Origin of the sequence: Aquamicrobium sp. NLF2-7, from assembly GCF_022359935.1 — a bacterium.
Classification (GTDB): Bacteria; Pseudomonadota; Alphaproteobacteria; order Rhizobiales; family Rhizobiaceae; genus Mesorhizobium; species Mesorhizobium lusatiense.
Genome location: NZ_JAKSED010000002.1, coordinates 164,598 through 189,389, shown reverse-complemented (window position 1 = coordinate 189,389; position 24,792 = coordinate 164,598). Strand labels below are relative to the sequence as shown.

Sequence of the window (24,792 nt, the reverse complement as noted above, 5' to 3'; positions counted from 1 at the left end):
TCGCCGATCACGCCAGCAGCAGCGATCGCCTCATCGGCGATCGCGCCCTGATATGCGATGACGACTGCGCAGTTTGGCCCAGGCTTGCGCAGCCAGTAGGCCCCATCGATCGCGCCCTACCGAAAAGCCCAGATCATGAGCCGCCAGGGCGTTGATCTCGACCGCTCCACGCTAGCCGACTGGGTCGGCCGGGCGGCATTTGAACTGCGTCCGGTCTTCGACGCTCTGATTGCAGACCTGAAGCGGTCGACCAAGCTGTTCATGGACGAAACCCGTGCGCCAGTCCTCGATCCTGGCTCTCGCAAAACCAAAACCGGGTACTTCTGGGCGTTGGCCCGTGATGACCGACCGTGGGGCGGAGGTGCTCCGCCCGGTGTAGCCTTCACCTATGCTCCTGGTCGCAGTGGGCGCCATGCCGAGCGGATATTGCAAGGCTTTTCGGGCATCCTCCAGGTGGATGGCTATGCAGGATATAATCGGCTGATCGCGCCGGATCGCGTTGGGCCCGACATCCGACTAGCCTATTGTTGGGCTCACGCACGGCGCAAGCTGGTCGAGATCACCCGCACCGGCTCGGCACCAATTGCGGAGGAAGGCGTGAAGCGGATCGGCGAACTCTATCGCATCGAAGCAGAGCTGCGCGGTCGCGACGCCGACGCCCGCTTGGCCGGAAGGCAGGCACGGTCAGCGCCATTGGTCGCCGACATGCGGACCTGGCTGACGCATCATCGTGCCCGCGTCTCTGGCAAGTCGCCGCTCGGCGAAGCACTCGCCTATATCGCCAAATACTGGGACGGGCTCTGCATCTTTTTAACCGACGGTCGCGTCGAGATCGACAACAATTCCGTCGAACGAACCATCAGGCCAATTGCTCTCAATCGGAAGAATTCTCTCTTTGCTGGACATGATGCCGGAGCGGAGAACTGGGCGATCATCGCCTCGCTGATTGAAACGTGCAAAATCAATGCCGTCGATCCATTTACTTATGTAGCGGCCATGCTGACCGCTATCGTCAACGGCCACAGGCAGAGCCGGATCGATGAGCTGATGCCGTGGAATTACTCGGCGCGAACAAACGGCTGAAGTCTGCTGTCGGTCCTGTGCGGTCATCTGCACGACAACAACTCAGGCGTATAATGGAGCACTTACCAAAGGCATAGTTGATCAATCTGGGTGAGGCGGCATGGCCATCAGGAATTATCTAATCGAAGGCGTCTCTGGTGCAGGTAAGACATCTGTTGCCACAGAATTACAGCGCCAAGGGGGGCAGCAAGGCCAAGCGCTCGGTCGCTCGCGCGGCGGCTTCACCACCAAAATCCACGCCAATGGGGATTGGAGACAGCCGCGCGTGTGCTGGAGATGACCCGGTCATTCTCTCGCCGCAGCGATATCGATCAGCCCTTTGAGATCGATGGTGTCAGCCAATCATTGATCGATGGCTGGCTCGACGAGAGGTTGCTGGATCCACGATCGAAGTTTGCGCCCTTGCTCGAACTTGCGTCGGAGGTCGGAAGCGACGCATCCATCCCCAGCAGAGTAGCGCGCTGGCTCCTGAAAGGCAGACAGCGCGGCGCTTCGGGCTTCATCCATATGGAAAAAGCCGATAGGGTAGGACTTGAACCTCTTCTTCGGCTCCTTGTCGCCCTCGATCTCCGGCAGTCGGCTGATGCCGTGACGCTGAAGACATCGATGCAGCGACGAGCGCGTCAAATGCGTAATCGTCGCCTGTAAAGCGTAGAGGCAGTCATCGAGCGGTAGCAGCGTATGGCGTCGGAAGGCAACGATGATTGCTTCCTGCTCGGCCGACAGAACCGTCGGCTTCGGCTCTGTCGGGCCGGTCGGCAGATCGGCGACCGAACTGGACGCGCAGTTTAGGAATTGTCTTCGTCGTCACGGCATAGGCCGACATACACAGAGCGTGCTGACAACACGGAGTTCGCTCCCGCCGGGACTTTAATCTATTGCGCGTGCCAGCAAATCCGCTTTGGCCTTCATGCCTTTGGCCGTTTCGCGAAGTGTTCTGATAAACTGGTTGGCCAGTGCCGACTGGAGGCCGTCGCTTGGTCGCCACAGATGGATTCTGTATGGCACGCAAACACTGAAACGGCGCAGGACGATGCCCTTGCGCGCGTAATGGACCGCCGTCAGCGGATTGACGATCGAGACGCCGACGCCTGCAGCCACCATCGAACACACGCCTGTCGCTGTGGTGGTTTCCACCCTGTAGCGCGGGTTAACGCCACCTTGCTCGAATATGATGTCCAGTTTACGGCGATAAGGATCCTCATGCGAAAAATAGACGAAATCGACATTCTCAAAATCGTGGGGCTCAAGAAGCTGGCGGGAGGTCAGAGCGTGGCCAGCCGGCAGCACGCACATCACTTCTCCGACCTCGATGCTTTCCGTGGCTGCCTTTTCGTAATCATGGCAGCCCTCAGTCAGCCCGATGTCGAAAATGCGGGTCGTCAGGTCGTTTACAAGCAGTACCTCCTCCAGCGAGTGAACGGAAAGATGAACCGGTTTGCGGCTGCTCAGGAACTGATTGGCAACCAGCGGCAGAATTGCTTCGGCATAAGCGGGAATGCAGGCGATGCGCAGGTGGTTTGCCCCGTGGCCGCGAATGGACATGGCAACGCGGCTGATTTCCTCCAGTCCGACAAAGGACCGCAGCACGACCGAATGGAACATCTGCGCCTCATTGGTCGGCGTCAGCCGCCGCCCGAAGCGATGGAACAGATTGAAGCCGATCTGCTGTTCGAGATCGCGCAGCTCGCGGCTGATCGTCGGCTGGGATGTGCGTAGCGCTTCCGCAGCTGCCGTCATGCTCTTGTTGGCCATGACGGCATTGAAGATTTCAATCTGTCTCTGGTTCAGTCGCATGCCGGTCAACATATATCGAAAATGAATGTGAACATGATAATTCAGTATTTTTAAAATGAAAAGGCTTGTGGAATCATCGCCCTGAGTACCGGCTGAGGGGCTGGTGAGGGAGAGAGGGCGAGGTTGCGCCATGGATATCCGTCACGAACGTTTTTCGGCTGCGTCGCGGTCAGGCCTGCGCTATGGCGATGCCGCGCTGCGCCTGGAGGACGTCAGTCTTGAAGACGTCGCGGCCTCCGTTGCAACGCCTTTCTATTGCTATTCGTCGGCGTCCATAAGATCGGCCTATGAGCGTCTTTCGCAGGCTTTGGCGCCGGTAGGCGCATCGATCTGCTTTGCCGTCAAGGCAAACGGAAATCTCTCCGTGCTCAGCCTGCTCGCCGAACTGGGCAGCGGTATGGACATCGTTTCCGGCGGCGAATTGGAGCGGACTCTGGCGGCTGGTGCGCCTGCCGCCGGCATCGTCTTTTCAGGGGTCGGTAAGAAGCGTGGTGAAATCCGCGATGCGCTGAAGGCGGGTATTCATCAGATCAATGTGGAATCGGCTGCCGAACTGGATGCCATCGCGGACGTTGCGCGCGAACTTGGTCTGCGGGCACCCGTCGCGTTCCGCTACAACCCGGATGTCGATGCCGGCACGCATACGAAGATCAGCACCGGCCGGAAGGACGACAAGTTCGGTATGTCGGGCGAAGAGATTCTGGATGCCTATGCGCGCGCGGCAACGCTGCCCGAGCTCGACGTCGTCGGTCTTGCCGTTCACATCGGCTCGCAGCTTCTCGATCTGGAGCCTTTTCGTCAGGCCTATACCCATCTGGCCAACCTCGTCATGACGCTGCGCGGACGCGGATTGTCCGTCACCCGCCTCGATCTCGGAGGTGGCATCGGCATCAGCTATGACGGCGGGCCGGCTCCGGACGTGGAAGACTATGGGGCAATCGTTTCCGCGACGCTGGGCGGGATCGGATGCGCGCTGACCGTCGAGCCCGGTCGCTGGCTGGTCGGGCCGGCCGGCGTGCTCGTCACCGAAGTGCTTTATCTCAAGGAGGCCGGCGAGACGCCGACGGTGATCGTCGATGCCGCGATGAACGATCTCATGCGTCCCGCGCTCTATGGTTCGCTGCATGCCGCGCTGCCGGTCAGGCAAAACGAGGTTTGCGGGGATCGCCCGGTCCGGATCGCAGGCCCGGTATGTGAAAGCTCCGATATATTCGGAACCTATGCGGGTCTGCCGGCGCTGAGCGCAGGCGACCTGCTCGCCTTCACCTGCACCGGAGCCTATGGGGCGTCGATGGCATCCACCTACAATGCGCGGGCGCTTGTGCCCGAGGTTCTGGTGGAAGGCAACCGCTTTCGTGTGATCCGCCGCAGGCAGGAAACGGCGGAATTGCTGGTGCTGGAGGAGCCGACGCAATGGCAGATCGCAGGTCTCGCCGCCGAGGGAAGGGCCGTGCGATGAGGCACGTCGATTTTCTTTCGCAGCCGGCTGCGATCGCTCCTCTCCCCTACCGGCCATTCGTGAAGATGCACGGGCTGCAGAACCATTTCGTCATCATGGACCAGCGTTCCGTCAGCAGGCCGTTCGACGTTGCCGATATCGTGCGCATCTGCGATCCGCATATCGGCGTGGGTGGTGAGCAGCTTCTGACGATCGAAAAGCCCAGCCGCGAGGGGCGCGAGGCCGGAGCCTATGCCCGGATGCGTATCTTCAACATTGATGGCCGGGAAGTGGGAGCCTGCGGTAACGCCACCCGCTGCATGGCTCATCTGCTGCTGGAAGAAACCGGAACCGACGAGGTCAGCATCGAGACGGTTGCAGGCGTATTGCACTGCCGGGAGGCCGGGCCGATGAGCGTGAGCGTCACCCTTGGACCGATCAGCGCGGACTGGCGGCTGCTTCCCGCAGCGCACGAGGTGGACACGTTTCATCTGCCGGTGGAAAGTGGCCCCCTGCGGGACGGCGCGGCCTTCCACATCGGCAATCCGCACGCTGTATTCTTTGTGGAACGGCTTGATCCGCAGGAGCTGACGCTCTACGCGCCGGCAATTCAGAACCATCCGCTCTTTCCGGAAGGCATCAATGTCGGCGCGGCACAGGTCATCGACAGCGAGACGCTCAGGCTGGCGGTGTGGGAGCGCCCCGGCATTCTCACGCGCGCCTGTGGAACCGGGGCCTGCATAGCCGCCTATGCTGCCCTGAAGCGAGGTCTGGTCTCGGCCCGGGAGATCGAGGTCCAGTTGCCGGCCGGCGCGCTGAAAATCGGCATTAATGACGATGCAACTGCGGTCATGACCGGTCCGGTCGCATTTTGCTGCCATGGCTTTGTGGAAGGAGACTGGTAGCGCCAGATCGGGAGGCGGCGCGCGCGGCAGATGGCCCGGGCTGCAGTGCCGGAAATCAAAATCGGTAGCCATAAAACTGGAAAAAGGGGAACAGAGATGAACATAAAAGCGATCAGTTTCTCGGTCTTCGCGGCGGCGCTGATGCTTGCGCCGCTCGCAGCGCATGCCGAGGATATTCCGGAAAACCTCAAGGGAAGCGGCGAAGTCGTCATCACCTCCGGTGGCGGCACATGGGAAGAAGCGCAGAAGAAGGCCTTCTTCGAGCCCTTCACGCGCGATACCGGCATCAAGGTGGTGCTCGTGCCCGAAGACCACGCCAAGCTTCTCGCTTCCGTGCGGCTTGGCCAGCCCGAAGCGGATATCACCTCCGTTCCCGGTGGCGCGCTGGCCGGCTTCGTCAACAAGCAGGCTGTCGAGGAGATGGACTACGGCTTCTTTGCGCCGGATACGCTCGCGAACATGCCTGAAGCCATGAAGAACAAGAACGGCGTTGGCGCATTGCTCTATTCCATCGCCGTTGCCTTCAACACGACCAAATTTCCCAACGGCGGCAAGCAGCCTTCGAACTGGGTCGACTTCTACAATGTGAAGGATTTTCCCGGACCGCGCAGCCTGCCCAAATGCGAAAAGCTGGTGGATGGCGGTCTGCTGGAAGGCGCGCTGATGGGTGATGGCGTGCCGGCCGATCAGGTGTATCCGATCGACATGGACAGGGCTTTTGCAAAGGTTGCCGAACTTAAGCCCAATGTCGGCCGCTGGTGGGTGGCCGGTGCGGATGCGCCGCAGAGCCTGATCGACGGAGAAGTCGATCTCGCTGCCGCCTATAACGGGCGCATCTTCGGCGCGCGCCAGCAAGGGGCACCGCTTTCCCTGTCCTGGGACCAGTCGCTTCTCCAGTATGATTATTGGGTGATCATGAAGGGCTCGCCGAACAAGGATAACGCCGCGAAGTTCCTGGCATATATCTCCCGCGCACAGCCGCAGGCGACCTTTGCAGAGGCGATCTCCTACGGCCCGGTCAACAACGAGGCCTTCAACCTTGTTCCCAAGGAGTTGCTGGACGTTCTGCCCGGCGCCCCGGAACTGGCCAAGAAGCAGATCTTCCAGAACTACGAATGGTGGAACGCCACCGGCCCCGATGGCCGTACCAACTGGGATGTGGCTCTGGAGCGCTGCGTCGCACTGCTGTCGCAGTAAGATAACCGTCATCCGGCCATCGCAGGCAGCTTTGCCGCTTGCGATGGCTTCTTGCCTGATCGATCTGCAATGGGAACGGCCGACATCCGGCCCTTGGACATATGAAGACAATCGCTTCGACCAACAGCAGCGCCTTCGGCGAACCCGGAATCTTTCGCGGACAGGCGCGTTTCGGCAGCCCGATGCTGTCGGACTATGTCTGGCCGCTCCTCGAAATACGCGGCCAGCGGCCAGGCCCGAGGCTCTGCGTCTCGGCGGGCGTCCACGTCAATGAAGTGTCGAGCATTGAGGCGGCCATCCGCCTGCAGAAACTGTTCGATCCGAAAGCCATTTCCGGCTCTGTTTCTATCATTCCGCTGGTCAATCAGCCGGCGCTCTACAAATACAGCGAGTATATCTGCCCTATCGACGGCAAGAACATCAATTTCACCTTCCCCGGCAGCAAGGGCGGAACCTTTTCCGAAGTTCTGTGCGATGCGATCATGAATGAATGGTGCGCCGGTTCGGACTGCTATGTCGACCTGCATGGCGGGGATCTGCGCGAGAACGTCTCGAAATTCTCCATATATCAGCGCACGGACGATGCCGGGCTCGAAGCGATGGGCCGCAGGATGGCCATGTGTTTCGATGCGGAAATCGTCGTCGGACTGCCGAAGGATCACATGCAAAGACCCGGCCGTCCCCCCACGGGGTTCGCCCGCCATGGCCGGCTGGCGCTGATGTCGGAAGCCGGGGCCAATGGCCTTCTGGACGAAAGCTCTATTTCCTTCCATGTCGAGGGCGTGCTCAACATTGCCCGTGCGCTCGGAATTCTCGATACGCCAATGAGCGCGTTCCGCAACGCACGCGTTGCCTGCAATGACTATCTGTGGGTCGAAACACCGGTCGACGGCGAGTTTCACGCTGAAATCGAACCCGGCATGCGGGTCACCAAAGGCCAGCGCCTCGGTGCAATGCGCAACCTTTTCGGTGAGGAGATCGCCGAGATCACCGCTCCGGAAACGGGGCTTGTTCTGTGGCGCATGACCCACCCGTCGCTGCCGAAGGGATCCTCCGTTCTGGCGGTCGCGGTCGAGGAAACGCAGGTGGGGCAGGCATGAAGCGCATGTGCGGAGGGGTGTCATGAACAAGCTGCTCGCTCATCGCTGGATACGCGGCGTTATCGTTGCCGGACCGCTGGTGACGCTGCTGGTCGGCTTTCTCATCCTGCCTTTGCTGATTATATTGTGGGGGAGCGTCGAAGGTCCGAAGCTGAACTTCGCCCATTATGAGCGGGTGCTCTCGACCGGCACCAATCTCAACATTCTGCTCAACACGCTGAAGGTGGGACTGCTGGTGACGCTGGTGTCGCTGGCCGCTGGCTATCCCGTAGCCTATCTTCTGACGCGGATGAAGTCGCGGGCGTTCTCGATCGTTACCGTGTTCATACTCATTCCCCTGTTCACGGCCTTTCTGATCCGCACCTATGCGTGGATCGTCATCCTCGGGCGTCAGGGCATCGTCAACAACACGCTGATCTGGCTTGGCCTGATCAGCGAACCCTTGCCGCTGCTCAACACAACTTTCGCCGTGGTGATTGGCATGACGCATGTGTTCATTCCGATGGCGATCTTCACCATGTTCTCCTCCATGGTGCGGATCAATCACGATCTCGGGCTGGCGGCGCAGATACTGGGTGCGAAACCGGCGCAGGCATTTTTGCGCGTCTATTTCCCGATGACCCTGCCGGCGGTGTTCTCTGCCGGAATCCTCATCTTCATCGTGGCCATCGGATTCTACATCACCCCATCTTTGCTTGGCGGCCCGGCCGACACCATGATCTCCCAGCTTATCGTCGTGCAGATGACGACCCTGCTGAATTTCGAACTCGGCTATGCGTCGTCCATCGTGCTGCTGCTGGTCACCGCGGCTATCCTGTTCATCGCCAGCCTGTTCATTCCACTGGAAATGATCTGGTCGTCCAGCGCCGTGAGTTCCGAGCGCAGCCCCGGCCTCATTTCGCGGGCAATGGCGGCGCTGAAGCGCATGGCGCATCCGCTGCTGGTGGCGGCCGAAACGCTGATCCATCTGGTCACCCGGCCGTTGCTGACGACGAATGCGCGCTGGCTATGGGCCTACACCATCCTGATGCTGGTGTTCCTGACCGCGCCGCTTGTGGTGGTCGTCATTCTCTCCTTTTCCTCTTCGCCTTTCGTGGTCTTTCCGCCGCCCGGCTTTTCGCTGCGATGGTGGGAGAAATTGGCGACGGCAACCGACTGGCACGCCTCGTTCCTGTTCTCGATCAAGCTCGGGGTCGTCTCGGCGCTGGTTGCCACGGCCATCGGCACGATGGGCGCCTTCTGGCTGGTGCGCACGACCCTGCCGATCAAGCGGCCCCTGTTTCTGTTCTCGCTGGCCCCGCTGATGGTTCCCGTCGTGATCATCGCTACGTCGCTCTATGTGTTCGAGGCCCGCATTGGCGTCCTCGGCACGTTCACCGGGCTTGTCATAGGCCATACCCTGCTTTGCGTGCCCTATGTGATCGTGGTGATGGCAGCGGCGCTGAGCAACTTCGACGAATCGCTGGAAAAGGCCGCAGCGGTCCATGGCGCGCGCCCGTTGCAGGTGCTTCGCATGGTCACGCTGCCGATCCTCAAGCCCTCCCTACTGACGGCCGGGCTGCTCGCCTTCCTGACGTCCTTCGACGAACTGCTTGTTGGACTTTTCCTGATAGGGCGTCAGACGCCGCCGCTGCCCATCAAATTCTGGGGCGACATCAAATATCAGATCGATCCGCTGCTCAGTACCGCTTCCACCCTCATCGTGGTGCTGGTTACCGCCACCATCCTGCTGACCCAGTGGGTCAGGGTTCAGCACCAGAAACGCCTATCCGCCGATCCCGGCGAGTGAATGGAGTTTATCATGTCGACAAGCCTCGAACTGAAGGATGTCCAGAAGCTTTACGGCAGCCATCACGTTGTCCGCGATTTCAATCTCCATGTACAGGCCGGCGAGTTCGTCACCTTTCTGGGGCCGTCCGGCTCGGGCAAAACGACGGCGCTTAAGATGATTGCCGGCTTCGAAACGCCAAGCTCCGGCGATATCTTCCTGGACGGGCGTTCAATCGTCGACCTGCCGCCTTATGAGCGCGGCATCGGCATGGTGTTCCAAAACTATGCGCTGTTTCCGCATATGACGGTGGCGGAGAACGTCGCCTTTCCACTTACCGTGCGCAATGTGCCGCGCGGACAGGTACAGGATAAGGTTACCCGGGCTCTTCAGCTGGTGAAGATGGTGGACTATGCAGGGCGTTATCCCAACCAGCTTTCAGGCGGGCAGCAGCAGCGCATCGCGCTGGCGCGCGCCGTCGTGTTTGATCCCAGCATATTGCTGATGGACGAGCCGCTGGGTGCCCTCGACCGAAATCTGCGCGAGCACATGAAGATCGAGATCATGCGGATCCAGAAGGAGCTGAACATCACGGTGATTTTCGTCACGCATGATCAGGATGAGGCGCTCACCATGTCCGACCGGGTCGCGGTCATCAATGAAGGCAGGCTGGTGCAGGTCGCCGATAGCCAGAGCCTGTACAATCGTCCGGCGAACCGCTTCGTCGCCTCCTTCGTGGGAGAATCCAATATGTTGCCCTGCCGGGTCGAAGAGCCGGCCGATGATCTGGCGCGCATAATCATCGCGGGCTCGTCGCCGGGATGCGCGCGCCTGTCAGGGCAGAAGCGCGGCGGCGCGGGCTGGCTGTTCGTGCGGCCGGAGCATGTTGATATCGACGTGCCTGGCGTTTCGGCTGACGGACGTAATTCCATATCCGGCGAAGTCGAAACCGCTTTGTTTCTGGGGGAAATGACCCGCTACATCGTGCGGCGCGGAGATGCACTGATGACGGTCAAATGTCAGAATCGCGGGCAAACGCATTTCCCACCCGGAAGCCAGGTCACTCTATCCTGGGCAGCTAAAGACTGCGTCGTGCTCGACTGATTGCCAGATTTTGACTCCGTTCTGCAGAAATGCAGGAACTTGCAAGACACCCTTCTTGAATATGGGAACGGGAAGGGCAATGTCACCTTAACTTTCCGTCGGCGGTTGGGCGGATAGACGCGTTAAGATGAATACGCCGCCCATCAGGCGATGGCGCTGGTGACGGCCTTCCAATGCGCCATTGCACGGATGCGGTGAATGTGGGTGGCCGGTACGGATCGTTTGTGACCGGGGGCGACGAAGAGATTTCGAAGCGCGGAGAAGATCGAGATGAAGCGCTGCAGAGCTCGCGGCGACCGGAAAACCTTGCATCGTCCTCTCCCGTTTGCACAGTGGCAGATGGGAATTTTCCGCTCATTGTTGAGCTTCTTGTGGGATCGGTGTAGGCGGTGTTTTCTTCGCACATTGACTAAGCTCAAGTAGCCATTCTGAAGAACGCCGCCGCGACATTGATGGCATGAACGCGCCAAAAGCGGACATACTGCACACATCACCCGAATGCAAAGATTCGCTGTGATTTTTCGTGGAATGAGGGCCCTGTTTGAGGGGTGATTTTCGTCCAAACGGGGCCCCTTAACGTGGGGTCCTCACAGTGCGTCCGCTTTGAACGGAGGCACTTTTGTTTTGGATGTTGGTTGTGGAGACGATTGCAAATATACGTCGGCTGTCGCTGGGTCAGGGGAAGTCGATCCAGGCGATCTGCCGGGAGCTGAATATCTCTCGGAAGGTTGTGCGCAAGGTCCTGCGTTCTGGCGAGACGGAGTTCCGCTACGAGCGCAAACACCAGCCCTATCCGCGGATGGGAGCCAGGCGCGAAAAGCTGGATCGGGTGCTGTCGGCGAATGCGGCCAAGCCGCTGCGGGAGCGGCTGACGCTGATCCGGATCTTCGAGGAGCTTCGCGACCTCGTCGGCTATGAGGGCAGCTACAGTTCGGTGTGGCGGCACGCGCAGGCGTGGGAACGGGCACGCGGCAGCGCTGCTGCGGAGGCCTACATCCCGCTGAGCTTCGCGCCGGGCGAGGCTTACCAGTTCGACTGGAGCCACGAGATCGTTCTTCTCGACAGTGTGGCCACGACGGTGAAGGTGGCGCACATGCGGCTTTGCCACAGCCGGATGTTCTTCGTGCGGGCGTACCCGCGCGCGAGCCAGGAGATGGTGTTCGACGCGCATGACCGGGCTCGCCTTCTTCCGCGGCGTCTGCACGCGCGGCCTCTACGACAACATGAAGACGGCGGTGGACGCGATCTTCATTGGCAGGGACCGCCGCTACAACCGTCGCTTCCCGCAGATGTGCGGCCATTACCTTGTCGAGCCGGAGGCTTGCACGCCAGCGGCGGGCTGAGAGAAGGGGCAGGTAGAGAACCAGGCCGGGCTGGTGCGCGAGCGCTTCTTTTCGCCGAGGCTGCGCTTCAAATCGTTGGAGGGTATGAACGGCTGGCTGGACGACAAATGCGTCGCCTGGGCCAGGACGCGCCGGCACCCCGAGCAGGGCGAGCGCACGATCTGGGACGTGTTCGAGGAAGAGCGCGCCAGCCTCATTCCCTATGCCAGGCGCTTCGACGGCTTCCATAGCGTCCCCGCCTCGGCGTCGAAGACATGCACTGTGCGCTTCGACAACAACAAATACTCGGTGCTGTCGAGCGCCGTGGGCTGGCCGGTCGAGGTCCATGCCTATGCCGACCGGATCGTCATCCGCCAGGACGGCGTGGTCGTGGGCGATCATGCCCGCGCGTTCGGACGCGGCAAGGTGGTCTACGATCCCTGGCACTACGTGCCGGTTCTGGCGCGCAAGCCGGGCGGGTTGCGCAACGGCGCGCCATTCCGGGAATGGGTCCTGCCGTCAGCCATGGAGAAGATACGCCGCAAGCTCAAGGCGGCCGACGATGGCGACCGGCAGATGGTGTCGATCCCCACCTGCGTCCTGACCGACGGGATAAGCGCCGTCGAGGCCGGCTGCCAGGAGGCGCTCGATCAGGGCGTCTCGTCGGCCGACACGATCCTCAACATCCTGGCCCGCAGCCGTGACCCGGCGCCGGGCGCGATCCTTTCCATCCCCCAGGCGCTGAGCTGAATCACGAGCCGATCGCCGACTGCGCCCGCTATGACAGTCTCAGGAGGACAAACAGCCATGGAACGCACCGAGGTTCTGGACCTGATGGGAGCGCTGAAGCTCTACGGGATGCGATCGGTCTATGACGAGATCATGGGCGTTGCCATCAAGCGGCAGCACGAGCCGAAGATCGTCGGTGACCTGCTGTCGGCCGAGATCGCCGAGAAGCAGGCCCACTCCATCAAATGCCAGCTCAACGTCGCCAGGCTGCCGCGGCCAAGGACCTCGAAGACTTCGACTTTACCGGCATGCCGGTCAACGAACCCCTGATACGCGATCTTGCAGGCGGAGCCTTCGTCGCCGATCAGCGCAACGTCGTCCTGGTCGGCGGCACCGGAACCGGCAAGTCGCATCTGGCCATCGCCATTGCCCGCTCGCTCATTCGTAACGGGGCTCGCGGCCGCTTCTTCAACGTCATCGATCTGGTCAACCGGCTGGAGACCGACACCCGTGCGGGACGACAGGGCCGCATTGCCGATCATCTTACCCGGCTCGACTTCGTCGTGTTCGACGAACTCGGCTACCTGCCCTTCGCCCAGGCCGGCGGGCAACTGCTCTTCCTCCTGATCTCAAGGCTCTACGAGCGCACCAGCGTCATCATCACAACCAATCTCGCCTTCGCGGAATGGCCGAGCGTCTTCGGCAACGCCAAGATGACGACGGCGCTGCTGGACCGGCTCACCCATCACTGTGAGATCCTCGAGACCGGAAACGAATTCTGGCGCTTCAAAAGCCGCACTAAAAGCTAAAGCCGAAAAGCCGATCAGCCGCGCCCGATCAGGTTGTGCAAACCCGACCAGCTTCGCCTGATCGGGCGCTAACCGGCGTGCCGCTCACACCCCCAAGCCGGGCTCCCTTTTGCGCGAAAAGACAGGGTCCCGATCCCACGGTCATTGACAGCAAGGTAACCCACTCAGAGGCACGCTGCTCCGTGGAAAGGGGGGACGGATAGCGCAGCTGTTGACTTCCCGCGAGGGCCATCAGTCTCCCCTAAGCGATGCGAGGATTATGCTAAGTGTTTGATCCCATGGTTTAATGGTGCGATCCTTTCTTTGGAATGGAAGGAAGCCCTATGGGACAAATTCATCATGGCAGCGCCACGACTACGCACGCTGTCCGAGCAGCAATACAGCGATCGCAAGCTTCGCTCGCGCAGCTGAGCAGAGAGCTGGGCATCAATCCCAAAACGGTTGCGAAGTGGCGCAAGCGCGCGACGGTCGAGGATATGAAGACCGGGCCATCGGTGCCGAGTTCGACGATCCTGACCGAGGCCGAAGAGGCGGCCGTCGTCGCGTTTCGACGCCATACGTTGCTGCCGCTGGACGACTGCCTTTATGCCTTGCAGCCGTCCATCCCGCACCTGACACGCTCGGCGCTGCATCGGTGCCTTCAGCGCCATGGCATCTCTCGACTGCCCGACGTGGGCGGTGACAAACCGAAACGGTCGAAGTTCAAGCGCTATCCTATCGGCTTCTTCCACATCGATATTGCTGAGGTGCAGACCGCTGAAGGAAAGCTCTACCTATTCGTCGGCATCGACCGCACAAGCAAGTTCGCCGTAACCCAGCTCGTCGACAAAGCCGACAGGAAGACGGCCTGGGAGTTCCTTCAGCACATGCTCGAGGCCGTGCCTTATCAGGTCCACACCGTCCTCACGGACAACGGCATCCAGTTCGCAGAACAGCCTCGGAACCGGAACACCATCACCTCCCGTCCGATGCGCTTCGACATGATCTGCGAGGCAAACGGGATCGAGCACAGGCTGACCAAACCCAATCACCCTTGGACCAATGGCCAGGTCGAGCGGATGAACCGCACGATCAAGGAGGCCACCGTCAAACGCTTCCATTACGACAGCCACGACCAGCTACGAACGCACCTCGCCGACTTCATGGCGGCCTATAACTTTGCGCGCAGGCTCAAGACCCTCGGCGGCCTCACTCCCTATGAATACATCTGTAAAATCTGGACTTCAGAGCCAGATCGATTCATCCTAAACCCGATCCACCAGATGCCGGGACTGAACAAGCCTGTGCTCGATCCCGTTTGCCTCGCAGATCATGTCGAAGCGCATTGGCCGGGAGTAGATGGTGTTACGGTTCCGAGGCTGCTCTGCGAACTGAATACCGTTGTCGGTGAGAATGGTGTGAACTTTATAGAGCACGGCTTCGAGCATATGCTGAAGGAGTTCCCAGGCTGCCTTTCTGTTGGCTTTATGACAAGTTGGGTCACGGCGAACTTGCTCGTGCGGTCGATACCGACGAACAAATATAGTTTGCCTTCAGCGGTCTGCACCTCGGCGATGTCGATGTGGAAGAAGCCGATAGGGTAGCGTTTGAACTGCGACCTCTTCGGCTTGTCACCCTCCATGTCCGGCAGGCGTGAGATGGCGTGGCGCTGGAGGCATCGGTGCAGCGCAGATCGGGTCAGGTGAGGGATCGAGGGCTGCAAGGCATAAAGGCAGTCGTCCAGCGGTAGAAGCGTATGGCGCCTGAACGCAACGATGATCGCCTCCTCTGCCTCAGACAGAATCGTCGAACGAGGCTCTGTCGGCCCGGTCTTCATGTCCTCGACCGTTGCCCGATTGCGCCACTTCGCAACGGTCTTGGGGTTGATACCCAACTCCCTGCTCAGTTGCGCGAGCGAAGCTTGCGATCGCTGTATTGCTGCTCGGACAGCGTGCGTGGTCGTGGCGCTGCCGTGACGAATTTGTCCCATAGGGCTTCCCTCCATTCCAAAGAAAGGATCACACCATTAAACCGTGGGATCAAACACCTAGAGGTGGGGCAGCCCCTCTATGTCAGGCTTCATTAACTGCGGCCAACTGCTCCCCGCGGTCAACTTGTCGCTGGTCAAGCGGTCCGTTTCAGAAGATCCAAGACGGATAACTGCCAGTGCGACAACTGCCCCAAGCCCGCTGGTCCACGTCGCCCCATGTCGGTCATCGGGAAGACTGCTGCAACCGCCCAAAAAGCCATTCGATACTCTTTAGTTGGGCATGGTCATCCTTCTATTGTGCTTTCGCGGCTTCGATACCGGCGCGTCGCCCGGAGACGAACACCCATGCCAGATGGGTGCCGTGACCCGGCAACATGATCCCGCCCTGACCTGTCGCGCCAGCGGCGAAGAGGCCGTCTATGGTGCTTCCATCCTCGCGCAGGACATGCTGCCTGCGGTCGACCATCAGGCTTCCGTCTGTCAGCACGATCCAGCTCTTTACGGGTCCGAGCGCATGAAACGGGCCTGTCGAGATCGGGGAGCGGCCTGAGTCGTTGCCGGTCGTCTTCAGCGCTGTGTTGTGGCTGGCCACGGCTTCGGCCAGCTTTTCCGGAGACAGCCCGATCGACCCGGCAAGCTCGGCAATGGTGCCGCCGCGGTGATATATATCCGGGCGATAGCGCTTGTAGTCGTTGAAATAGGCATATGCGACGCCGGGCGCCGTCGAAATGAAATGAGGGAAAGCGTTGAACTTTCTCGCCAGAGCATCGTCGAAAATGATGTAACCGGATTTCTCCGGCTGCTGCGCCAGCGCGAAATTGAGGCCGTCAAGCTCATTCGCAAACCGCTCCCCGTTCCGGTTCACCAGAATGGCACCCTTCTCGAACAGCAGGGGTTCCGGGCTGAGATAGGTCGTGACGAACGACATCATGAACGGCCGCAGCACGGCCTGCGGCAATGTGTCGAGCGCCCATGACATGATCCGGGTAAAGGTTTTGTAGGGCGGAATCCGGGTCAGAAAACTCTTCGAAGGAGGAGGGGTAAAACGAAGATTGGGACCGTAGAAGAAGGTGTCGTCGTGGATCGCGCCCCCGAGGTCCTCTCCCATCTTGTGCCCTTCGCCCTGACTGGTTGGCGCCAGCCCGTCGATGTCCGTCATCCTTGGATCGAAGCGGCCACGCCAGGCGGCGCTGGCGGAGAAGTCACCCGTCGTCAGGATCACCGAACGGGCATGGAAGGTTTGCTGGCTGCCGCCCGCGTCGACTTCCGCCCCGATCACGCGCCCTTCTGCTTTCAGCAACCTGGAGACCGGCGTCTCCAGTCTTATGTCGACACCAAGGCGCCTCGCTTCCTTCTCCAGAAAATAGATGAAGGCGTCGGCATTGGGCAGGATCGTGTGCATCCGTGCGGCGCTGTTCGGTTTCTCCAGAACAGGCCCGTAGAAGGTGATGCCGAGCGAGGAAAGCCAGTCGAGCATCTCCGCCGCTTCCCCGGCCATGATCCTGCGCAGATCGGGGCTTTCGTCATCGGGATGCCTGCCCAGCACCCTGAACATGTCCTGCATGTGGAGATCGGCACTGTCGGAAATGTTGCGGGCTTTTTGCAGCCCTGTTCCGGCGGCCGTATAGGTCCCGACACACAGACGGGTTGCGCCGCCGAGCTGCCTGTCCTTTTCGAAGAGGACAACCCGCGCCCCGGCCTTTCGGGCGAAGATTGCGGCCGTCAGCCCGGCTCCGCCTCCCCCGACGACGATGACGTCCATTTTCTTGTCCGTGCCGGCGCCTTGCATTTTTCTGGTCCTCTCTTGCCCGCCCGATTAACGCAGGTAGTTCGCCCCGTTGACATCGAGGATCGCCCCCGAGACGAAGCTCGCTGCGGACGAGCAGAGAAAAGCGAGCGGTGCCGCGATCTCTTCCGGTTGCGCGGCACGTCCCATGGGCTGGCGCGCGACAACCTCGGCAAGATGAGGATTGCCGGAGTTCATCGCGGTGAATACCGTTCCGGGAGCCACGCCGTTGACCAGCAGGTTGCGCGATCCATAACGGGTCGTCAGCCAGCGGATCAGCGTGTGCAGGGCGCCCTTGGAGGCTGCGTAGTGGGGACCGATGCCGGCAAAGCTGCCACCGGTAGAAGCGGCCATCGAGCCCACCAGCACCATCCTGCCTCCTCCACGCTCAACCATTCGCTCGGCGAAAGCGCGGGCGATGAGCGCGGGTACGCGAAGGTTGACGTGCATCGCCGTATCCAGTGCGGATTCCCAGTCCGGGCTGTCCCAGGCGACGATCTGGTATACGCCGGCTGCCATGATCACCGTATCCGCCGCTTCGGCCCAGTCCGCCAGTATCTGCAGGTTCCCGCTTTCGGACAGATCCATGTCCAGACCTTCGGCCTCACCTCCCGCATCGCAGATCTGCTGTGCAAGTCCGGCGCAGCCGGCCCGATCGGTCAAGAAGACCCTGGCTCCGAGACGGGCGCACAGCCGCGCGGTTTCGGAGCCGATGCCTCCTGTGGCTCCCGTTATCAGGATGGTCTGGCCGGTGAGTTCGAACGGGTTGCCCGAGCCGGGGCAGGGGCGGGGTACAGCATAAGGGCGGGGGGCGGACGAACTGGTCATTGAGTGTTTCCTTCTGGTGGAGTGTGTCGGAACCGGAAATCGCGTGCGGGGATCGGCTCGATGCGCTCTACGTGCGCAGGTAGTTTCCACCGTTGATGTCGAGGACTGCTCCGGAAATGAAGCTTGCGGCGTCAGAGCAGAGGAATGCGATCGGCAGTGCAACTTCCTCGGCGCGCGCGGCCCGGCCCAGCGGCTGGCGCGCCACCGCCGCCGGAACGTCGATCTCGCTCAGCATGGCCGTGTCGATGGTGCCGGGCGCAACGCCATTGACCAGTACTCCTTGCGAGGTGAACCGTGCCGCGAGATAGCGCGTCAGCGTATGGATCGCGCCCTTGGTCACCCCGTAATGCGGCGCGACGCCCGGAAAGGTGCCGCCAGTGTGGCCCGCGACGGAGCCGATCAGCACGATGCGTCCATGCCCACGCGCTGCCATGGCAGGGGCGAAGACGCGCGCCAGATGCATCGGCGCCTTGAGATTGACCTCGAAGGAAAGGTCGGCATGGGCATCCCAGTCGGGTGAATCCCAGTCCATTACCCGGTAAAGCCCGCTGGCAACGACCAGCCCGTCGATCTCTCCTGCCCATGCGCCGAGCTCGTCGGCGGCGCCTGCTTCGGCGATGTCGATCTCCATGGCGCTGGCCTGATGCCCTTCTGCACGCAATGCCTGCACCTTCGGTCCACAACTGCTGCGGTCCGTGAGCAGAACCTGTGCCCCGAGTTCGCAGCAGACCCGGGCGGTCGCCCAGCCGATGCCGCCTGCCGCGCCGGTGATGAGAATGCGGCGGCCGTCCAGCCTGTAAGCCTGCGGAACGCACAGGGGAGTATCGTTCATCTTCGGTCTTTCCGGTTTGCCTCTAGACCACCAGCGGCGCAGCCCGGTCGAGCAGCATCCGGGCGATGCTGAGAGCGGTCATGTCCGAGGTTTTCGGATTGGAGGGCATGGGTTCGTTCGAAATGGTCATGCTCAGGCTGCCGAAATCTCCGGTCGCGTGGAGCTGATGGATATTCTTGTCCGTTAGCGGGTCTGCCACAAGCTCTACCAGCGTCGCATCCAGACCGATCCCGGCAAGGGCGGTGGTGACGACCGCATTGGCGTTGGCGGGATAGGCCGATGCGGCCTCGCGCGCCGGGCCGCGGAAGAACACCAGCACCTTGTCGAGGTTGCCGGGATCGAAAAGCCGTTCAGCGGCAGTGCCGCGCCAGGCGGCGGGAGGCTTGCGGATGACATGCGTTACGCTGGCAAGCGGACGCAGCGAGGCCGCAGAAATCGCATGGATGCCGCCAAGCGCGCCATGCGCGATCGTCATCCTTGAGCCCGCAGCGGCTGCCGTCTGCAACAGCCGCGTGCGCAAGGCGTCATCCGCCAGCGCGCTAGCCGAACACAGGACGAACTCGCGGCACGCATGCAGGGCGGCATGTCCCCAGTCCTCCACCGCCTGACGGCTGGCTGCTTCGACAACCACGTCAGGCGCGAGTTCCTCAAGGCCGGCCGCATCGGTGATCTGGCGGCAATCTGACGGCCACCAGTCGCGGCGTTGAGCGCCGGGGCGCGTCACCACGCCCGCCAGTTCAATCCGCGCAGAGGGATATGCGCTGAGCAGGGCCGCAACACGCGCGCTGATCGCGCCCGAGCCGATCAGGCACAGCCGCAGCGCGGGTGCCGCGGCCCTTTCGGTCACAGTTGCACCCAGCCGTCCGGCGGTGTCTTGCCGGGATGCACGGTGCCGCATTTGGGGCAGGTGCGCAGCTTTTCGTCGGCGTAGAATTTGGCGTAGATCGGCGGCAGATCGTCGACGATGGATTCCAGATCCACCTCGGCGCGATGCACCCGGGTCGAGCACTCGAAGCAATACCATTCCACGGCATCCAGATCGCCTTCGGGGCGGGCCGGTTCGATCACCAGGCCGATCGAGCCTTCCTGGGGACGCTGGGGCGAATGGCGGATATGGGGCGGAAGAAGGAAGATCTCACCTTCACGGATCGGCACGTCGTAGAATTCGCCGGTCGACGTGTCATGCACCTTGAGCAGCATGTCGCCCTTGAGCTGATAGAAGAATTCCTCGACCGGATCATCGTGATAGTCGGTGCGGCGGTTGGGGCCACCCACTATGGTGACCATGAGGTCTGCATCTTTCCAGACCTGCTGGTTGCCAACCGGCGGCTTCAGAAGATGCTTGTGCTCATCGATCCATTTCTGGAGATTGAAGGCGCTCAACTTTCCCATTGCTCTTTTCCTTGGGTTCGGCGCAGCCGCACCGGTTTCAGATCGTCATCAGCCGAGCTTCAGGCCACAGCTTTCGAAGGCTTCACGCGTGGCGCGCTTTTCAGCCTCGGTCAGTTCCAGCATCGGGGCCCGCACCCGGCCACCCACCTGTCCCAGAAGCTCCTGCCAGTATTTCTGGTGGGCATGAGGTTTTTCCGCGGGCTTTGTGCGGCGGAACGCGTCTCGGACCGGATCGAGACTGGTGCTGAGCGCCCGTGCCTCGTCGAATTTTCCCGCAAATGCCAGATCGGTATAGTCGCGGATACGCCGGTCGGATGTCGTCTGCATGGTGTAGGGCGGTGAAGAACACAGATAGAGCTGCCAGCCGAGTTCGATGATGTTTTCAAGCCATTCCTCTTCCGAGGCGGTGGACACGAGGATGCGGTCGCCGGCAAGCGCCGTCAGGCGCTTGTACATCTCGCGCGGCACAGAATATTTGATCGCGACCACCGTCTCGATATCGGCCAGACGGTTGCACAGCTCCGGGCTCATCAGATAGCCGCTGTCGGGGTGCGACCACAGCGCCATCCCGATGTCGACTTTCGAAGCAATGGTTTCGTAGTAGCGCAGCAGCGTTTCATCCTGCGCCTTGAAGAAATGCAGCACCGGCGCATGGACGACGATGTAGTCCGCACCACAGGACTGGGCGTGACGGGCAAGCTCGATCACCACATCCATGTTCTGGTCGGAGCAGGACATGATCGTCTGGGCCCGGCCGCCGGCGGCAGCGACGGAGAGGTCGAACATGCGCTTGCGCTCGTCGACTGACATGGAGAAGAATTCACCCTGCTTGCCGGCCACGAACAGTCCCTCGATGCCCAGGTCGCCGATCCAGTGCTCCATGTTGCGCCGATAGCCGTCCTCATCGATGGCGCCGTCTTCGCGGAAGGGAACATTGGCCGCTGCCCAGACACCTCGCATCGTGGCACGCGCATGGGCCTTGGCGTCTGCCCTGCTGTATTTCATAGGCGGCACTCCATCAGAGAAAGGTTATTTCGCCAAGATTTCATCCGCGGATGAGTTATATTTCAAGAATGAAAATTCCTATCAATTAATAGGATAAAATTATAAATTGGGATGTGTGCCCGAATCCCGTCCGGCGGTGGGGATGCGGCCCTGCATATGGCTGCGCAGGGCGGTGATGAAACTGCTGACGGCGGGCGACAGCGATTTGCCGCTGGCGCGGATCAGGCACAGGTCTCGCGAAACCGTCGGGTCGACCAGTGGACGGGCCACGAGATCGATCTGGTCGGCGCGTGACAGCGCGTAGGTTGGCAGGACTGCGACGCCCAGTCCCGCCCCCACGAAGGCCAGCGCCGTGGTCACCAGAGAAGCCTCGAATTTCGGGCGCAGGACCTGCGAGGCGGATTCCGCGCCTACCTCCATCAGCCGCCTGATGCCGCTGCTGCGAGCCATGGCAATCAGCGGCAGGTTTGCCATGTCCTCCCACCGCACATAGGCATTTGCTGCCAGTGGATGGCCGGATGGCATGAACAGGGCAAGACTGTCGCGCATCAGGACGGTTCGCTCGATGCCTTCTTCATGCGCCGAAAAGGTGCCCAGCCCGCAATCGGCGTTGTTCGACAACACCTCCGCGCGGATGTCCTGCGCCGGGGCGTCCAGAAGCTCGACGGTGATCCCGGGATATTCACGCTGAAACGCTGCGATCGCCCACGGAACGATGGTCGATGACAGCAGGGGCGGTGCGGCAATACGAATACGGCCACGCCGTCTTGCAGCGAGATCCCTGGTATTCTGCACGGCGTGGCCGAGGTCCTCCAGAATTTTGGAGGTGGAGATGCGGAATTCTTCGCCAGCCTGTGTAAGTTCCACGCGGCGGGTCGTGCGGTCCAGCAGCCGCACGCCAAGCTCCGTTTCAAGGTCGCGAATGGTCGTCGACAATGCCGGCTGTGCAACGCCGATATGGCGGGCGGCCGCCGAAAAGCTCTTGTATTCGGCGACAGCCAGGAAGGACTCGATCTGCTTGATGGCAATGCGCATCAGCTTCTCCATTTATAATTATAGACGATAAATTAATAAGATAATTCATTATGGATGAATGAAAAAGTCAATGTCATGGTCTGGGTCGTGGTCTGGATGGACCAGACCGTTCCGCCGATGCCGGCAGGGTTGGCAAGGGCAGGAACGGCCAGCCTCGCATCCTGGCGCAGCCAGACGAACAAGGTATGAGAATGACGACTTACTCAGAACTTCAGCTCTATATCGGGGGCAAATGGCGCTCAGGAAAGGAGACGATCCCGGTCCTCAATCCGGCAGATGAATCGGTCATCGGCGCCCTTCCTGTCGCCACCCGCGCAGATCTCGACGACGCCCTCGAGGCAGCCGGGCAGGGCTTCAGGATCTGGTCGCAGACGGCGCCTGCGAAGCGAGCCGAAGTCATCCTTCGCGCCGTCGCGCTGATGAAGGCGCGCGCCGAAGAAATCGCCCGCTCGATCACGCTGGAACATGGCAAGCCGATCGCGCAGGCAAGGCTGGAAGTGCAGCGCGGCTGCGAGTTCTTCGAATGGGACGCCGGCGAGGCTGTGCGGGCTTATGGCCGCGTCATTCCCAGCGCGCCGGACATCCGTTACATCGTCATTCACCAGCCTGTCGGCACGGTGGCGGCGTTCTCGCCGTGGAACTTCCCTATGAGCCAGCCGGCCCGCAAGATCGCCGGGGCTCTGGCGTCCGGTTGTTCGATCATCCTCAAGGCCGCCGAGGAAACGCCGGCCGGTGCGCTGCATATCGCCCGCGCCTTCCATGATGCCGGCCTGCCTGCCGGCGTCCTCAATCTGGTCTTCGGCGTTCCCTCCGACATTTCGTCCTACCTGATCCCGAAGGAACAGGTACGCCTTGTGGCGTTCACCGGATCCACGGCCGTCGGCAAGCATCTGACGGAGATCGCGTCCCGCAGTGTCACGCCCGTGCTGATGGAACTGGGCGGCCATGCGCCGGTTATCGTCTGCGACGATGTCGATCCGGTGGTGTCTGCCGCCCTGTGCGTGTCGCGAAAGGCGCGAAATGCGGGGCAGGTCTGTACCTCGCCGACACGCTTCTTCGTTCACAAGGATATCTACCGCCCGTTTCTGGATGCCTTTGTCGAGCGCGCCAGAGCGATCCGCATTGGCGACGGTTTCGATGCGGCCACAGATATGGGCCCGGTCGCCAACCATCGGCGCGTGGAGGCGATCGAGACGCTGGTGGAGGATGCGCGCAGCCGCGGCGCTCGCATTCTGGCCGGCGGCGAACGCCCCACCGGCAAGGGCTATTTCTATCCGCTGACCGTCGCGGCCGAGTTGCCCGATGGAGCGCGCGCCCTGGAGGTCGAGCCCTTCGGCCCGCTGGCGCTGATCAACCCGGTCGACTCGATCGACGAGGCCATCGAACGGGCCAATGCGCTGCCGTTTGGACTGGCCGCCTACGGTTTCACCCATTCCGCCCACAATGCTCATCTGCTCGCCGAGCGGATCGAGGCGGGCAACGTCTCGATCAACACGCTCGAAGCATCGGTGGCGGAAACCCCCTTCGGCGGGGTGAAGGAAAGCGGCTATGGCCGTGAGGGCGGCGCCGAGGGCCTGCACCACTACATGACAGTGAAGAATATCTCGCACCGCATGGTGTTGTGATGGCAGATAACAACGACAGCAAAAAAGGGGAATTTCACATGAAGCTTCTGACAACTGCACTGATCGGCCTTGCCGCGCTGGTGGCGGCCAGTCCCGCCGCCCGAGCCGAAGGGGTACTCGACCGCGTGAAGGCGCGCGGCGAACTGCGCTGCGGCGTCGGCGATCCCACGCCGGGCTGGCACAGCCTCGACAATCAAAACCGCTGGGTGGGCTTCGGTGTCGACTTCTGCCGCGCCGTCTCGGCAGCCGTTCTGGGAGACGCGACGAAGATCGCGATCAATCCGATCGGATGGGCCCAGTCCTATGAGGCGTTGCGTTCCGGCGAGGTCGACATCGTGACGACCTCGCACACCTACAAGATCGAGCGCGATACGGGCATGCAGGTCAATTTCCCGACGGCCTATTTCTTCACCGGCATCACGGTGATGACCCGCAAGGAAAGCGAGGTCCGTTCCTTCGAGGATCTCGCGGGCGCCACGATCTGCATTCTTTCCGGCAGCTCGATGGAAGCCACGGTTTCTGAGTGGTTCCGCGCCAAGAACCTGCCGGTCAAGCTCGTGCCTTTCGACACGATAACGGCGAACTCCGAGGCGTATTCGAAAGGCCGTTGCGATGCCTTTGCAACCGAACCGGCGCTTCTGGCTGGCTTCCGGCAGGGATATGCCGACGCCGAGGATCATGAAATCCTGAACGATCTCTTCTCCGTCGATGCGCTCGGGCCGATGGTCGCCGAAGGTGACGAGCAGTGGAACAACATCGTCCGTTCGGTTATCTTTGCCACGATCGCAGCGGATCAGTACGGCCTGACTGCAGACAATGCGGCCGAAATCGCAGGCAGTTCCGACAATGCCTCCATTCGCCGGCTTCTGGGCACCGAAGGCGAGCTTGGCAAGTTCATGGGACTTCCGGCCGACTGGGGCCTGAAGATCATCACGCAGGTAGGTCCCTATTCCGCGATCTATGACCGCAATCTGGGCAAGGACAGCGCGAGCAAGATCGAGCCAGGGTTCAACCGGTACGTCTCCCAGGGCGGCCTGTTGTATTCTCCCGGCTTCTGAGTGCGGAAAG

The 24,792-nt window shown here is 61.3% G+C and carries 17 protein-coding genes and 8 pseudogenes; 14 read left to right on the top strand and 11 right to left on the bottom strand.

What is annotated here, in order from left to right; translation table 11 throughout:
* Positions 1–117: 117 nt before the first annotated feature.
* Together MIC97_RS17765 and MIC97_RS17760 are read left to right on the top strand one after the other, a co-directional pair.
* Positions 118–1,083: pseudogene (locus tag MIC97_RS17765) on the top strand (IS66 family transposase); the annotation flags it as partial.
* Positions 1,084–1,183: 100 nt separating this feature from the next.
* Positions 1,184–1,264: pseudogene (locus MIC97_RS17760) on the top strand (nucleoside kinase); the annotation flags it as partial.
* A gap of 314 nt (positions 1,265–1,578) precedes the next feature.
* On the opposite strand, the pseudogene MIC97_RS17755 reads toward MIC97_RS17760, so the two are convergent.
* Together MIC97_RS17755 and MIC97_RS17750 are read right to left on the bottom strand one after the other, a co-directional pair.
* Positions 1,579–1,909 (bottom strand): annotated as a pseudogene (locus MIC97_RS17755) (IS481 family transposase); the annotation flags it as partial.
* 44 nt (positions 1,910–1,953) lie between these two features.
* Positions 1,954–2,880: a LysR family transcriptional regulator gene (locus MIC97_RS17750; protein WP_239801329.1), complete on the bottom strand. Its 927-nt coding sequence runs from the start codon at positions 2,878–2,880 to the stop codon at positions 1,954–1,956.
* A 130-nt stretch (positions 2,881–3,010) separates the two neighbouring features.
* Here MIC97_RS17750 and lysA point away from each other — a divergent pair, with 130 nt between their 5' ends.
* The 6 genes from lysA to MIC97_RS17720 all read left to right on the top strand — a co-directional run bounded on the left by lysA (position 3,011) and on the right by MIC97_RS17720 (position 10,392).
* On the top strand, positions 3,011–4,339 hold the full coding sequence (gene lysA / locus MIC97_RS17745; RefSeq protein ID WP_239801328.1) for a diaminopimelate decarboxylase: 1,329 nt from the start codon (positions 3,011–3,013) through the stop codon (positions 4,337–4,339).
* On the top strand, positions 4,336–5,223 hold the full coding sequence (gene dapF / locus MIC97_RS17740) for a diaminopimelate epimerase (RefSeq protein WP_239801327.1): 888 nt from the start codon (positions 4,336–4,338) through the stop codon (positions 5,221–5,223). The genes lysA and dapF overlap by 4 nt, the downstream gene beginning before the upstream one ends.
* A gap of 96 nt (positions 5,224–5,319) precedes the next feature.
* The gene (locus MIC97_RS17735; protein ID WP_239801326.1) at positions 5,320–6,420 is read left to right on the top strand and encodes a polyamine ABC transporter substrate-binding protein; all 1,101 of its coding nucleotides are present in this window, start codon (positions 5,320–5,322) and stop codon (positions 6,418–6,420) included.
* A 101-nt stretch (positions 6,421–6,521) separates the two neighbouring features.
* Positions 6,522–7,520 (top strand): succinylglutamate desuccinylase/aspartoacylase family protein, encoded by a 999-nt coding sequence (locus MIC97_RS17730; protein ID WP_239801325.1) that lies wholly within the window; start codon positions 6,522–6,524, stop codon positions 7,518–7,520.
* 22 nt (positions 7,521–7,542) lie between these two features.
* Positions 7,543–9,309 (top strand): ABC transporter permease subunit, encoded by a 1,767-nt coding sequence (locus MIC97_RS17725; RefSeq protein ID WP_239801324.1) that lies wholly within the window; start codon positions 7,543–7,545, stop codon positions 9,307–9,309.
* A gap of 12 nt (positions 9,310–9,321) precedes the next feature.
* Positions 9,322–10,392, top strand: coding sequence for an ABC transporter ATP-binding protein (locus MIC97_RS17720; protein WP_239801323.1), 1,071 nt, complete (start codon positions 9,322–9,324; stop codon positions 10,390–10,392).
* A 143-nt stretch (positions 10,393–10,535) separates the two neighbouring features.
* On the opposite strand, the pseudogene MIC97_RS17715 reads toward MIC97_RS17720, so the two are convergent.
* A pseudogene (locus MIC97_RS17715) lies at positions 10,536–10,775 on the bottom strand (DDE-type integrase/transposase/recombinase); the annotation flags it as partial.
* A gap of 245 nt (positions 10,776–11,020) precedes the next feature.
* Here MIC97_RS17715 and istA point away from each other — a divergent pair.
* The 3 pseudogenes from istA to MIC97_RS17700 form a co-directional block, all read left to right on the top strand.
* Positions 11,021–12,589: pseudogene (gene istA / locus MIC97_RS17710) on the top strand (IS21 family transposase).
* Positions 12,522–13,252 (top strand): annotated as a pseudogene (gene istB, locus MIC97_RS17705) (IS21-like element helper ATPase IstB). The pseudogenes istA and istB overlap by 68 nt, the downstream one beginning before the upstream one ends.
* Positions 13,253–13,575: 323 nt before the next feature.
* Positions 13,576–14,523 (top strand): annotated as a pseudogene (locus MIC97_RS17700) (IS481 family transposase); the annotation flags it as partial.
* Positions 14,524–14,613: 90 nt separating this feature from the next.
* On the opposite strand, the pseudogene MIC97_RS17695 reads toward MIC97_RS17700, so the two are convergent.
* From MIC97_RS17695 to MIC97_RS17660, 8 genes and pseudogenes are all read right to left on the bottom strand, one after another.
* Positions 14,614–15,221: pseudogene (locus tag MIC97_RS17695) on the bottom strand (IS481 family transposase); the annotation flags it as partial.
* 292 nt (positions 15,222–15,513) lie between these two features.
* Complete coding sequence (locus MIC97_RS17690) at positions 15,514–16,983, bottom strand: FAD-dependent oxidoreductase (RefSeq protein WP_239801322.1); 1,470 nt, start codon at positions 16,981–16,983, stop codon at positions 15,514–15,516.
* Positions 16,984–17,037: 54 nt separating this feature from the next.
* The gene (locus MIC97_RS17685; protein WP_239801321.1) at positions 17,038–17,835 is read right to left on the bottom strand and encodes an SDR family oxidoreductase; all 798 of its coding nucleotides are present in this window, start codon (positions 17,833–17,835) and stop codon (positions 17,038–17,040) included.
* Between the two features lie 67 nt (positions 17,836–17,902).
* Positions 17,903–18,667 (bottom strand): SDR family oxidoreductase, encoded by a 765-nt coding sequence (locus tag MIC97_RS17680; RefSeq protein WP_239801320.1) that lies wholly within the window; start codon positions 18,665–18,667, stop codon positions 17,903–17,905.
* A gap of 22 nt (positions 18,668–18,689) precedes the next feature.
* Positions 18,690–19,514: an aspartate dehydrogenase gene (locus MIC97_RS17675; RefSeq protein WP_239801319.1), complete on the bottom strand. Its 825-nt coding sequence runs from the start codon at positions 19,512–19,514 to the stop codon at positions 18,690–18,692.
* On the bottom strand, positions 19,511–20,059 hold the full coding sequence (locus tag MIC97_RS17670) for a 3-hydroxyanthranilate 3,4-dioxygenase (RefSeq protein WP_239801318.1): 549 nt from the start codon (positions 20,057–20,059) through the stop codon (positions 19,511–19,513). Before MIC97_RS17670 ends, MIC97_RS17675 begins: the two co-directional genes overlap by 4 nt.
* Before the next feature lie 48 nt (positions 20,060–20,107).
* Positions 20,108–21,064 carry a dihydrodipicolinate synthase family protein gene (locus MIC97_RS17665; protein ID WP_239801317.1) on the bottom strand — a complete coding sequence of 319 codons (957 nt, stop codon included), beginning with the start codon at positions 21,062–21,064 and terminating at the stop codon, positions 20,108–20,110.
* Between the two features lie 99 nt (positions 21,065–21,163).
* Entirely contained in the window at positions 21,164–22,099 is a 936-nt protein-coding gene (locus tag MIC97_RS17660; RefSeq protein WP_239801316.1) for a LysR family transcriptional regulator, read from the bottom strand.
* 54 nt (positions 22,100–22,153) lie between these two features.
* On the opposite strand from MIC97_RS17660, the gene MIC97_RS25140 reads away from it, so the two are divergent.
* The 3 genes from MIC97_RS25140 to MIC97_RS17650 are packed head-to-tail and all read left to right on the top strand — an operon-like array spanning position 22,154 to position 24,782.
* Positions 22,154–22,288: a hypothetical protein gene (locus MIC97_RS25140; protein ID WP_275592500.1), complete on the top strand. Its 135-nt coding sequence runs from the start codon at positions 22,154–22,156 to the stop codon at positions 22,286–22,288.
* A 2-nt stretch (positions 22,289–22,290) separates the two neighbouring features.
* Entirely contained in the window at positions 22,291–23,724 is a 1,434-nt protein-coding gene (locus MIC97_RS17655) for an NAD-dependent succinate-semialdehyde dehydrogenase (protein ID WP_239801315.1), read from the top strand.
* A gap of 38 nt (positions 23,725–23,762) precedes the next feature.
* On the top strand, positions 23,763–24,782 hold the full coding sequence (locus MIC97_RS17650) for a transporter substrate-binding domain-containing protein (RefSeq protein ID WP_239801314.1): 1,020 nt from the start codon (positions 23,763–23,765) through the stop codon (positions 24,780–24,782).
* Positions 24,783–24,792: the final 10 nt, after the last annotated feature.

Coding starts and splice junctions, on each gene's coding strand:
- MIC97_RS17720 (WP_239801323.1), top strand. CDS start 9,322: ATGTCGACAAGCCTCGAACTGAAGGATGTCCAGAAGCTTTACGGCAGC.
- MIC97_RS17685 (WP_239801321.1), bottom strand. CDS start 17,835: ATGACCAGTTCGTCCGCCCCCCGCCCTTATGCTGTACCCCGCCCCTGC.
- MIC97_RS17650 (WP_239801314.1), top strand. CDS start 23,763: ATGAAGCTTCTGACAACTGCACTGATCGGCCTTGCCGCGCTGGTGGCG.
- MIC97_RS17690 (WP_239801322.1), bottom strand. CDS start 16,983: ATGGACGTCATCGTCGTCGGGGGAGGCGGAGCCGGGCTGACGGCCGCA.
- MIC97_RS25140 (WP_275592500.1), top strand. CDS start 22,154: ATGAATGAAAAAGTCAATGTCATGGTCTGGGTCGTGGTCTGGATGGAC.
- MIC97_RS17750 (WP_239801329.1), bottom strand. CDS start 2,880: ATGCGACTGAACCAGAGACAGATTGAAATCTTCAATGCCGTCATGGCC.
- lysA (WP_239801328.1), top strand. CDS start 3,011: ATGGATATCCGTCACGAACGTTTTTCGGCTGCGTCGCGGTCAGGCCTG.
- dapF (WP_239801327.1), top strand. CDS start 4,336: ATGAGGCACGTCGATTTTCTTTCGCAGCCGGCTGCGATCGCTCCTCTC.
- MIC97_RS17655 (WP_239801315.1), top strand. CDS start 22,291: ATGACGACTTACTCAGAACTTCAGCTCTATATCGGGGGCAAATGGCGC.
- MIC97_RS17660 (WP_239801316.1), bottom strand. CDS start 22,099: ATGCGCATTGCCATCAAGCAGATCGAGTCCTTCCTGGCTGTCGCCGAA.
- MIC97_RS17670 (WP_239801318.1), bottom strand. CDS start 20,059: ATGGGAAAGTTGAGCGCCTTCAATCTCCAGAAATGGATCGATGAGCAC.
- MIC97_RS17735 (WP_239801326.1), top strand. CDS start 5,320: ATGAACATAAAAGCGATCAGTTTCTCGGTCTTCGCGGCGGCGCTGATG.
- MIC97_RS17665 (WP_239801317.1), bottom strand. CDS start 21,064: ATGAAATACAGCAGGGCAGACGCCAAGGCCCATGCGCGTGCCACGATG.
- MIC97_RS17730 (WP_239801325.1), top strand. CDS start 6,522: ATGAAGACAATCGCTTCGACCAACAGCAGCGCCTTCGGCGAACCCGGA.
- MIC97_RS17725 (WP_239801324.1), top strand. CDS start 7,543: ATGAACAAGCTGCTCGCTCATCGCTGGATACGCGGCGTTATCGTTGCC.
- MIC97_RS17680 (WP_239801320.1), bottom strand. CDS start 18,667: ATGAACGATACTCCCCTGTGCGTTCCGCAGGCTTACAGGCTGGACGGC.